At 70.2% G+C, this 8,858-nt stretch carries 6 protein-coding genes and 1 pseudogene; 5 read left to right on the forward strand and 2 right to left on the reverse strand.

Annotated elements, in window-relative coordinates; genetic code table 11:
• The first annotated feature begins 169 nt into the window (after positions 1-169).
• On the forward strand, positions 170-649 hold the full coding sequence (locus EES42_RS43570; protein WP_124723767.1) for a hypothetical protein: 480 nt from the start codon (positions 170-172) through the stop codon (positions 647-649).
• Positions 646-1,326 carry a vitamin K epoxide reductase family protein gene (locus EES42_RS43575; RefSeq protein ID WP_124723717.1) on the forward strand — a complete coding sequence of 227 codons (681 nt, stop codon included), beginning with the start codon at positions 646-648 and terminating at the stop codon, positions 1,324-1,326. Before EES42_RS43570 ends, EES42_RS43575 begins: the two co-directional genes overlap by 4 nt.
• Here EES42_RS43575 and EES42_RS43580 read toward each other — a convergent pair.
• Positions 1,277-2,608: a globin domain-containing protein gene (locus EES42_RS43580; protein ID WP_124723718.1), complete on the reverse strand. Its 1,332-nt coding sequence runs from the start codon at positions 2,606-2,608 to the stop codon at positions 1,277-1,279. The two genes, EES42_RS43575 and EES42_RS43580, sit on opposite strands and share 50 nt — an antisense overlap.
• Positions 2,609-2,885: 277 nt before the next feature.
• On the opposite strand from EES42_RS43580, the gene EES42_RS43585 reads away from it, so the two are divergent.
• Entirely contained in the window at positions 2,886-3,611 is a 726-nt protein-coding gene (locus tag EES42_RS43585; RefSeq protein WP_124723768.1) for a response regulator, read from the forward strand.
• A gap of 27 nt (positions 3,612-3,638) precedes the next feature.
• On the opposite strand, the gene EES42_RS43590 is transcribed toward EES42_RS43585, so the two are convergent.
• Positions 3,639-5,312, reverse strand: coding sequence for a sensor histidine kinase (locus EES42_RS43590; protein ID WP_124723719.1), 1,674 nt, complete (start codon positions 5,310-5,312; stop codon positions 3,639-3,641).
• A 418-nt stretch (positions 5,313-5,730) separates the two neighbouring features.
• Between EES42_RS43590 and EES42_RS47110 the strand changes: the two are divergent.
• Together EES42_RS47110 and EES42_RS43600 are read left to right on the forward strand one after the other, a co-directional pair.
• A pseudogene (locus tag EES42_RS47110) lies at positions 5,731-5,908 on the forward strand (IS6 family transposase); the annotation flags it as partial.
• 837 nt (positions 5,909-6,745) lie between these two features.
• A complete protein-coding gene (locus EES42_RS43600) occupies positions 6,746-8,170 on the forward strand; it encodes an MFS transporter (RefSeq protein ID WP_124723720.1) in 1,425 nt (474 codons plus the stop codon).
• The last annotated feature ends 688 nt before the right edge of the window (positions 8,171-8,858 follow it).

Genomic DNA, 8,858 nt, shown 5'->3' on the forward strand with positions numbered 1-8,858 from the left:
TGCATGTCGCTGAGCACGTTGTTGCTGTGAATGGAGGGAGTTGCCGTTCGCGTGGGAACCGCTACCGCCGAGTTCCCCAGCCGGGGCCGATCGGCCCTAGTGGTGGACGGCCTCCGATGGGTTCACTGCGATGCATCGCACGCCGCGGGTGCGCGAGGAGGGAAACATGGTGATCGCAGTCATCGGGCACAGGGACCTCGGCAACAGAACCCTGGAGCTGGTGGAAGCCGAACTGAGAGCGCGGCTGGACCGCTTGGCGGAAGGTGCCGCCGCCCTGGTACGGGCCGGGGCGGGGCTGCCGTTGGTGTTCGGGCGGGCCGCCCGGGAGGCCGGGCGGAAGCTGACGGTGCTGCTGCCGGCCCAGGGCGTGGTTCCCGCGGTGCTGCCCGAGCGGGACCGGTCGGCCGCTGGCGAACTGCTGGTGCTGGCCGAGCACGTACGGCTGCTGCCATTCGATCCGGAGGACCGCAACGCGTGTGTCGGCGCCGACGAACGGCTGGTGGCGACCTGCCGGACCGTGCTCGCCGTGTGGGACGGATCGCCGTCGGACGGCCGGGACGCCACCGCGCATCTGGTCGCCTTCGCGCGTGCGCGAGGAATCCGGGTGGAGGTCGTCTGGCCGGACGGTTCCGTGCGGGGGCGGGCATGAAACTTTCGGAGCGCGGTACGGGGAGGGTGGCGGAAGGCCCCGAGGCCGACGAGCGGGAATGCGCCGGTGTGTCCGCGACGGGCGACGAACGGGAGTGCGCCGGGGCGAGGCGGGGGTTCGGGTGGCTGCTGGTCGTCACGGCCGCGCTCGGGCTGCTCGGCTCGTTCGTCATCACGATCGACAAGTTCGCACTGCTCGCCGACCCCGGCTTCGTGCCCGCCTGCTCGCTGAGCCCCGTGGTGTCCTGCACCAGTGTGATGCGCAGTGAGCAGGCGTCGACGTTCGGCTTTCCCAACCCGCTCATCGGGTTGGTCGCCTTCGGCACGGTGTTGGGGACCGGCGCGGGCCTGCTTGCGGGTGCGCGCTACCGGCGCTGGTACTGGTTGGGACTGAACCTCGGCACGCTGTTCGGTGCCGGCTTCTGCATGTGGCTGATGACTCAGGCGTTGTTCGAGATCGGCGCGCTCTGTCTGTGGTGCGTGCTCGTGTGGGTGACCACCGTCTTCATGTTCTGGCACACCACGGTGCACAATCTGCGCCACGGCGTCCTGCCCGCGCCGCGCGCCCTGGTCGCGGCGGTGCTGGAGTTCCCCCTCGTGGTGCCGGTGACCTGGTGTCTGGCCATCGTCATGCTGATAGCAATCCGGTTCTGGTCGTACTGGCAGACATTTCTGTGACCGCGACCACGCCGGTGGCGTCATGACGGATCTGCTCGGCCGGTACTCCTGCGGCGGCCAGCCGAGCGGCGACGGCCTGCGCCCGCTCGGTCGTGGCGACCTCGGGGGCCAGGGCCAGACAGGCGTGCTGCCGGGCGGCGGCCCCGGGCTGCGGGGGCAGAATCCCGTTCAGGGACCGCAGGCCGGCATCCGCGAAGCGGGTGTGCGCCGTGTCGGCCGCGATGACGGTCAGCCAGGGACGCTCACTCCGGAACGCTTCCAGATACGCCGCGTCGTACATCTCCCCGGCCGTCGCCGTCTCCCCTGCGGGGCCCAGCAGCAGCCGTACCCGGCGTGCGTGGGCGCGCTCGTCGTCGATCCTCTGGAGCATCGCCTTCATCGGGGCCCAGCCCGTGCCGGAGGCGATCAGCAGGAGGTCCGCGGCCGGAAGGTGGTCCGGCAGGGCCAGTGCGCCGCGCGGGGCGCTGAGCCGGACGGCGCAGCCCTCCCGCGTACCGTGCACCAGAGCATCGCTCACCCCGTCGGCGCCCCGCGCCTTTACGTGGAACTCCAGTTCACCGTCCGGATGCGGAGCGCGGGCCAGGTAGTACGGACGCCAGGCCTGCTCCAGCAGCGGCGACTCCAGGGACGCGTACTGTCCGGCCTCGAAGGCGTAGGGCTGGTGGGGTCGTACCCGCAGTACCGCGAGATCGGGGGTGCGCAGTTCGTGCGAGGTCACTGTCGCCTCCCATCTGGGTGGTTCGGCGATCGCCTCGTCCGCGCCCCTGACCATCGCCGAAACGGCCAGCCGCAGCATCCGCAGCCATGCCTGCTCCAGCTCGTGGGTCCAGCGGGCGCCCGCGCGCACGCGCAGCGCTTCGATCAGCGCCGCCTCGAAGGCCTCGAAGTGCGCGGGGCGCACACCGAGCTTGCGGTGATCGCGCCCCAACTGCCCGAAGACGCCGATCATTTCGTCCGTGCGATGCAGATTACCGATCAGATAGCGGAAGATCCCGGCGAGATGGGCCTGCTGGAAGGCCATCGACTCGGGGAACAACGACCGCAGATACGGATGCCGCTCGAACAGGATCCGGTACAGCTTGGCGATCAGCTGATCCAACGGGTTCACCAGGGGCAGCGAGTCGCCGATCAGCAGCTGGTCGGCCGTTCCGTCGTACGCCTGCGGGGCCTTTGCGCTCCACTCCCCGGCACGGCTGCCGGACGGGGCCAGGATGCGTCGCCGAAGCCGCATCGCGTCATGCCGTGCGAGCAGTGCGTGGTAGTCCTCGCTCGGGGTGTTCATGGGCCGGTTGCTCCTCGTTGCAGCACAGTGGGGTGGCCGGGAAGGAAGATGTCCGGGGCGCCCGGACGATCTTGGCGGCGTCAGTATGGCACCGCGCCCCGCCCGCTGACCGGCCCCTGGCCACAGGGCCTTTCGGCCCTGTTCAGGCACCGTTTTCCATGCTGCCGCACCCCGGCGGGAACAGCTCCGCGGACGGGCACATACTGTTTGCGCCCCTCTCCCCGAACCGATCGAGCATGTGGTGAATGAGTTCGCGAATACCCCACCGAGCACGGCCCTGACGAGTACGGGATCGCCCCGGTCCGCGGCCCCCGTACGCGTCTTCATCCTCGACGACCACGAGGTCGTCCGGCGTGGCGTACGCGATCTGCTGGAGGCCGAGGACGACATCGAGGTCGTCGGCGAGGCGTCCGACGCCCGGGAGGCGCTGGTCCGGGTACCGGCCAGCAGACCGCAGGTCGCCGTGCTGGACGTACGCCTCGGTGACGACCGGGGCGGTGATCGCGCCGGCATCGAGGTGTGCCGGGAGCTGCGCGCGCTGATGCCCGAACTCGCCTGCCTGATGCTGACGTCGTTCGACGACGACGAGGCACTGTTCGACGCCATCATGGCGGGCGCCGCAGGGTACGTGCTCAAGCAGATCAACGGAGCCGATCTGATCACCGCCGTACGCAGGGTCGCGTCGGGCACCTCGATGCTCGACCCGCGGACGACCGCCCGGGTGATGGAGCGGCTGCGGGGCGGTGAGCGGCCCCCGGCCGAGGTCTCGGAGGGATCGGAACTGGACGGACTCACGCCCAGGGAACGGCAGATCCTCGATCTCATCGGCGAGGGACTCACCAACCGCGAGATCGCGGAACGCCTCTTCCTCGCCGAGAAGACCGTCAAGAACCGCATCTCCACGATCCTCGCCAAACTGGGCGTGGGCCGCCGGATCCAGGCCGCGATGCTCGTAGGCCGGGTCAAGGACCGCCAGGGGTGGCCCCAGGCCCCAAGGGGCTGACGGGTACTCGGACGCCGGTCCCGGGCATCAGTCGTGGAGCGGTGCGCGCCAGGTGATCCGGGTGCCGCCGTCCGACGGCCGTTCGACGGCCAGGGTGCCGCCGCACAGTTCCGCCCGCGTACGCATGTTGGCCAGCCCTCCGGGGCGCTCGGCCAAATCCCCTGTCCCGGCCGCGATCGTGACACCGTCCCGGATGCCGATGCCGTTGTCGGTGACGGTCAGGGTCACCGTGTCGTTGGCCGACAGCACGATGTCGATACGCGTGGCGCGGGCGTGGCGGGAGGCGTTGGACACCGCCTCGGCGGCGACCGCCACCACATGTTCGGCCAGCTCGTCCGGGACCGTGGTGTCCACCGGCCCGTCGATCTGCAGAGAGGGCCGGAAACCGAGAGCGTGGGCCGCCGTGCGAGCGGTCTCCGCCATCCGGTGCCGCAGCCCTCCGCGGCCCGGACCGTCCGCCGTCCGCAGATCGAAGATGGTGGACCGGATGATCCGGATCGTGGTGTCCAGATCGTCCACCGCCCGGCTGACCCGCTCGGCCGCGTCCGGCCGGTCCGCGATGGCACGCGTGGTGCTCTGCAGGGTCATCCCGGTCGCGAAGAGACGCTGGATCGCCAGATCGTGCAGATCGCGGGCGATCCGGTCCCGGTCGTGCATGACGGCGAGTTCCTCGGACTCGGCCCGCCTATGGGCCAGTTCCAGGGCGATGGCCGCCTGGTCGGCGAAGCCCGAGACGAGCGCGACCTCGGTGTCGTCGAACGGCGGGCGGTCCACCGGCCGCCCCAGGCGCAGGGCACCCCTGGTCTCCGCGTCGACCCGCAGGGGCACCGTCACCACCGGGCCCAGACCGCCCTCGGCACCGTCGCCGAACGGGTGGGCCCGGGGATCGGTACGCACATCGGCGCAGTGCACCGGGGTTCCGGTACGGGCGGCGAGGCCGGCCAGTGAACCCCGCGCGGGTACGGACAGCCCCGTGACGCGCTCGGAGTCCCTGCCGTGGGCGACGACAACGGTCAGACGTGCCTCGGCCCCGGATGCCTCCGAAGTACCGGAGCGGGGCGCGGGGGGTACCGGCAGCAGGATCGCGGCCCGGTCGGCCCCCGCCACCTCCATCGCCCGCTCGGCGATCAGATACAGCACCTCGTCGGCGTCCGTCCCCGAGAGCAGGGTGCGGGTGATCTCGCCCAGCGCCTCCAGCCGCCGCTCCCGGCGACGGCTCTCGTCATACATGCGGGCGTTGTCGATGGCGACCCCGGCCGCGATCGACAGGGTGGTCAGCACCGCCTCGTCGTCGGCGTCGAAACTCACCCCGCCCCGCTTCTCGGTGAGGTAGAGGTTGCCGAATACCTCGTTTCGCACCCGCACCGGCACTCCGAGGAAGGTGCGCATCGGGGGATGGTGGGGCGGAAATCCGAAGCTGCGCGGATGGTTGCTGAGATCGGTGAGCCGCAGTGGTTCCGGGTGCCGGATCAGCTCACCGAGGATGCCGCGCCCGCACGGTGTCTGGCCGATCTCAGCGGCGAGCTGCTCCGATATGCCGACCGGCAGGAACTCCAGCAGCTTCTGTCCGTCCCCGACGATGCCGAGCGCCCCGTACTCCGCGTCGGTCAGGGTCACTGCGGCCTCCACGATCCCGCGGAGCACCTCGGGCAGTTCCAGGCCCCGCCCCAAGCTCATCACAGCATCCAGCAGACTGCGCATCCTGTCCGGCCGGCTGGGCTGGGGCCAGGCCGCCGGGCCGGCACAGGACGGGTCGGGCAAGGCCCTGGGGGCTGTCTCTGTCATCGGGCGCCGCTCTCAGGATCCGTGTGCCGTATGCCGGGAATCGCTCACCGGATCACCGCAGGGCTGAGACCGGTCCACGGACGGTCAGCCTACGGCAGCCGCAGGACGGTTCCGGCCGTGCGCCGCCGGCCCGGTGATGCGGTCGTGCATGGCCGGTGACCACCTGGCAGGGCCGGCAGCACTTCGCCACCACGCCTCCCCCGGTACCGCCCGGCCCCCGGCCCCGGCCCCCGGGCTCCGGCCCCCGGGCTCCGGGCTCCGGGCTCCGGGCACTGCACATTGGCTGACAGGCCTGGGATGATCTTCTGGTTGGTCATGCTGGGAGGGGGCGTCCGTGGACAGCGCACCGCCGTCGTACAAGGGGCACCGGTACCCGGTTGAGGTCATTGCGCACAGTGTGTGGCTGTACCACCGCTTCCCGCTGTCGTTCCGCGAGGTCGAGGAGCTGATGCTCGAACGCGGCGTGCTCGTCTCCCACGAGACAATCACAACGCTGGTGCGCCAAGTTCGGGCAGGCCTACGCCTGCTCCGCCGGCAGCCCGCTTCGCCATCTGGGACGAGATCACCGGCGCCACCGACCAGCCCACCGCAGCGTAAGCCAGGGCCCCCACCCGACCCCTACACACCCTGACACGCCCTCAATCGATCAACACCGCACCAACGTGACAACACCCTGGCAAGCCCTCGACCACGAACTGCTGCCGAAGAACATCGAAGGCCACCCGCGCGCAGCTGAAACGCCTCGTCAAGCTCAACGTCCTTACCGACGTCGACGCCGGCAGCTTCATCAGGAAGCAATCGCTTCACCATCGGGCTGAAGCCCGATGCACTGCGATCAGTCCCGGTAGCCGGCGGAAGCTCCGCGACCAGCAGCCTTGCCCCAACCTCCACCGGAAACGGATATCAGCTCACGAATCGTCCTCTGATCAGGCGGGACGAAAGCCACTGGTGTCGTCATGGTGCTGCGGGCTAGGCTGATTTCATGCTGGCCCGGCGGACGTCTGTTGATGCTGGCCGCGCAGTGCGCGCGGCCCGTTTCGGCGTGGCCGCATTCCGCCGGGGTCGTAAGATCTTGGCACGTCGTCCTCATGGTTTGGTCTGGGTGAGCCGAGGCCGGTGACGACCGGAAACGTAGACGATCACTTGGGGCGCGCGGTTTGCTGACCGTGCTTTCTTCTCCTGTCGTCTCCTGCACCGGTGTGACACCGCGTACAGCGGTGCGCCCCCGCGGTGCCCTTCCTCGTTTCTGGTCCTCCAACGGCGATACTGCCCTGCCCTGGGTGGTTGTCGTCGCGGCCTCTTTCCCCTGGCGCAGTCCGCGTGCTGCGCACCTTGCCGGATGGACCACGATGTCTTCCTCTCGCACGCTCTTCCCCCTTTCCCCGCCCGAGCCGTCCAGTTCTGGCGCCCGCCGCTGGCTGGCGCTTGTGGTGATCTGTCTGGCCCAGTTGCTGGTCATCCTGGACGCCTCGGTGATCAACGTGGCGCTGCCTTCGGCCCAGTTGGACCTGCATCTGTCCGATGCCACCCGGCACTGGGGCGTGACCAGCTATCTCCTCGCGCTCGGCGCCTTGCTGCTGATCGGGGGCCGGGTCGCCGATGTCATCGGGCGCCGCCGCGCCTTTATGATCGGCCTGGCCGGGTTCGCCGTCTGCTCGGTGATCGGCGGCCTGGCGACCAGCGGGGCGCTGTTCTTCGCTATGCGGGCCGGCCAGGGCGCCTCCGCGGCGCTGCTTGCCCCGGCCGCGCTGTCGCTGCTGACGCTCACCTTCACCGAGCCCGCCGAGCGAGGCCAGGCCTTCGGCGTCTACGGCGCTGTCTCCGGGGTCGGCGTCGCCTTCGGAATGATCACCGGTGGTGTCCTCACCCAGTACACGTCCTGGCGCTGGTGCATGTTCATCGCCGTGCCCCTGGCGCTTGCCGCGATGGCCGGCGCCCGGTGGCTGCTGCCCGAAAGCCGGGCTGAGGGCCGCGTCCGTTACGACGTGCCCAGCGTGCTGATGGTCACCGGCGGCCTCGCCTGCCTGATGTACACCTTCACCGCTGGTGAGACGGAAGGCTGGTCCGCGCCGCTGACCTGCGGCACGTTCGCCGCCGCGGTCGCGCTGCTGGTGCTGTTCTTCCGCAGGCAGCGCCATGTTCGTGATCCGCTGCTGCCGCTGCACCTCGTCGCCCACCGTACCCGCGCCGCCGGACTGCTCGCGGTCGGCTTCGGAGGCCTGGGCATCACTGGCGTGTTCCTGCTGCTCACGTTCTACTTCCAGCAGGCGCTGGGATACTCGGCGCTGGCCTGCGGGATGGCGTACCTGCCGTACACAGCCGGGACGATCGCAGGTTCCTCCCTTTCTGGGCGCTTGCTGCCCAGGACCGGGCCGCGCCCCCTGCTCACCACCGGGCTGCTGGTCGCCGCCGCCGGACTCGCGCTGCTAGTGCGCGCCAGCACCCACGGCGGCTACTGGGGCGGTATCGCTCCGGCACTGCTGATCGCCTCCCTGGGCGTGGGCGCTATGTTCGCCGCCGGATCGGCTACGGCGCTGAGCGGCTTGGCTGAGAGGGATGCGGGCGTGGCCGGAGCCGTCTTCAACTGCTCGATCGAAATCTCCGGTGCCCTCGGAACGGCATTGCTGGCCACCGTGTTCGCCGCTGCGGGCGGGCAGCGCACAGCCATTGGCCACACGGGCCTGGACGGCTATCACACAGCGTTCGCCACCGCCGCCGCTCTTCTGGCCACCGGAGCCTTCCTGGCGAACTGTCTCCTGCGTAGAGCGCCCTGACCAGACCACTTTGTGGGGGATCACAGTGAGTGTGGTCCCCAGCCCATTGGGCAGGGCGAGCCGCGCAGGTCGGCGTTGTGCTGGTCGCGGATCTCGGTGGTGTCGCGGGCGTGGTGGCCTTCGGATCTCCTACGACTGCGCCGACAGAAATGGATCCGTCCTACGTAAAGGGCCCGACCAACGCGCCACTGCTGTCGGCCGGGAAGGTCAACGTCTGGTGGCGACGGGTCGGCGAACAAGCGCCCGTCAGCAGAGAATCCCCGCCCGGGGCACAGAGACCGCTGCCCGCTACGCCCGGGAGCAGTACGAAGGCTGAGCGGAGCAGCGGGCCAACTCAGGAGCCCCGCCAGGTGATCGGGCGGGATTCTTTCGGCTGGTGGTCTTCGTCATTCCGGGCTTGTTCTGCGACGTGCTCCACGCAGTTCGCCGGCGCGGCCACCGGTCCCGAGTATCCGCCGCGGAGACGGGGAGTGCCGCCGGGCGCGTGCCTAGCACGCCTCGGCTCGCAGTCCGTCGAGGTCGGACAGACACTCTCCGGGAAGAACCGAGCAGGTCAGCCTGGGCGGCGCGGATGCTGTAGGCGGGAGCCTGGGGGCGAGGTGTGGGGTCGGGGCGGCCGTGCGGGTCCTGCGGCGAGCCCGTTACGGCTGGGCGTGCGGATTCTGCGTACTGCGGACCGGCATGCCGG

The sequence above is a fragment of the Streptomyces sp. ADI95-17 genome (genome assembly GCF_003846175.1).
GTDB classification, from domain to species: Bacteria; Actinomycetota; Actinomycetes; order Streptomycetales; family Streptomycetaceae; genus Streptomyces; species Streptomyces sanglieri.